We start from the raw sequence: 1849 nt of genomic DNA, 5'->3' as shown, positions 1-1849 counted from the left end.
AAAGCGAACTGGCTGGTGGCTCCCGTGGCGACGTCGATCTTGACGATGCGGTTGTAGCGGCCGCCGTCGCCACCGTCCTGGGCCAGCGGGCTCTGCACGAAGCCGAACAGCGTCTTTCCGTCGGGCGAGATGGCCAGGCCCTCCATGCCCTTGTTGGCGACGCGGCCTGCCGTGTTGCCAGAGATCTCGGCGGCGCCGGAAGAGCTGACGTTGCCAACGGCGAAGCTGCTCGGCAGGCTGAAGGTGCGGATGCGCTCGCCCGTCGCGCGGTCGAACTGGTAGACGTAGGGGCCGTACTCGTCGGAGATGAAGACGCTCTTGCCGTCGTTGGAGACGCGGATGCCTTCGGGGTCCAGGCGCGCGTTGGCCGGGTTGGTCGACAGGCCGGCGGCAAAGTTGTCGGAGCGGCCCGAGAAGTAGTTCTTGCTGCCGGCGAGGACTGTGCTGCTGTCCACGATGCCGCTCAGTGTCGCGGCCTTGGGGCCGTAGTTCAACGCTGTGGAACTGGACAGCAGCGTGGTGGCCTGCAGCGTCGGCGTCAGCGCGTAGGGCAGGGCGGAGCCGGCCGCGTTGGCGGTGAGGCTGAGCTGCACCGTCTGGAAGCGGGCGATGAAGGACGTCGTGTTGTCGAGCTGCGGCGCGCCCCAGTCATTGGCGTTCGGACCGCGGTCCGGCAGCGCCAGGAAGGTGTTGCCGCCGGCCCAGGCCAGGCCCGAGCCCATGCCGCCGAGCAGGTTGGCCGCGAGGCCGCTTTCGAGGGAGTAGTTCAGGCCGGAAAGGTCGCTCAGCGAGCCGCTGAGGTTGCCCATGCCGATCAGCACCGGTTYGGCCGCGCGGGATGGAGCGGCGAGGGCCAGCAGGGCGCTGGCGATGGCGGTGGTCAGGAAGAGGCGCATCGCGGGTCTCCGGGTGTGATTGGAAAACCCGCGATGCTGACCGGCGCACGTGACGCCGGCGTGACGCCCATTCAGACGACGGTTAGACGACAGTCAGCGAGACGTCGACGTTGCCGCGCGTGGCGTTCGAGTAGGGGCAGACCTCGTGGGCGGTGGCGACCAGAGCCTCCAGGGCGGCGCGGTCCATGCCGGGCACGGAGATCTTCATGTCGACCTGGATGCCGAAGGCCCCGGGCTTGTTGGCGTGTGGGCCGATGGCGACGTCGCTGGTAATCGAGACCTCGGCAGGCAGGCTGATCTTCTGCTTGCCGGCGACGGCTTTCATGGCGCCAATGAAGCAGGCGGAATAGCCGGCCGCGAACAGCTGCTCGGGGTTGGTGCCGGGGCCGCCGGCGCCGCCGAGTTCCTTGGGCGTGGACAGCGTCACGTCGATGGCGCCGTCAGACGACTTGGCGGTGCCGGCGCGGCCACCGGTGGCAGTGGCGGTGGCGGTGTAGAGGGCTTTTTCGATGGCCATGGTGGCTCCTTTGGGGTGGTGGGGGAAGAAATCAGGCAGCCGTGTCGGCGGCCCGGTTGAGTTGCTGGCGCAATTGCGTGAGCCGCTGCGTCAGCGCGATGACCTCGTCCAGTTCGCAGGCGCTGGCGCAGGCGAGGTGGCCGGGGATGTCCAGTGCCTGCTCGCGCAGYTTGCGGCCCTGAGGTGTGAGGAAGATGTCGACGCGGCGCTCGTCGTCGCTGGCACGGCGGCGCTCGATRTGGCCCAGGGCTTCCAGGCGCTTGAGCAGCGGCGTCAGCGTGCCCGAGTCCAGCGACAGSCGCTGGCCGAGTTGYGAGACGCTGGGGCCYTCGACCTCCCACAACACCAGCATGACGAGATATTGCGGATAGGTCAGGCCCAGCGGCGCCAGCAGGGGCTTGTAGATGCGGGTCATGGCCAGCGAGCTGCTGTACAG

Annotated in this window: 3 protein-coding genes; all 3 read right to left on the bottom strand. The window is 68.5% G+C overall.

The genetic code is table 11. The features are described 5' to 3' along the window. Nucleotides 1-896: esterase-like activity of phytase family protein (locus AC1DU6_RS29600; protein ID WP_477861579.1), on the bottom strand; the 896-nt coding region annotated here is incomplete at its 3' end. 82 nt (nt 897-978) lie between these two features. Beyond that, nucleotides 979-1413, bottom strand: coding sequence for an organic hydroperoxide resistance protein (locus AC1DU6_RS29595; protein WP_056202145.1), 435 nt, complete (start codon nt 1411-1413; stop codon nt 979-981). Nucleotides 1414-1444: 31 nt separating this feature from the next. Further along, a partial coding sequence (locus tag AC1DU6_RS29590; RefSeq protein ID WP_477861577.1) for a MarR family winged helix-turn-helix transcriptional regulator occupies nt 1445-1849 on the bottom strand: 405 nt, incomplete at its 5' end.

Source organism: Roseateles sp. P5_B10 (assembly GCF_056400485.1).
Note: the sequence above shows the minus strand (reverse complement) of the source record. Positions and strands in the feature narration are given on the sequence as shown.

Excerpts from the sequence above, each read along its gene's own strand:
- AC1DU6_RS29595 (WP_056202145.1), bottom strand. The coding sequence starts at position 1,413 with ATGGCCATCGAAAAAGCCCTCTACACCGCCACCGCCACTGCCACCGGT.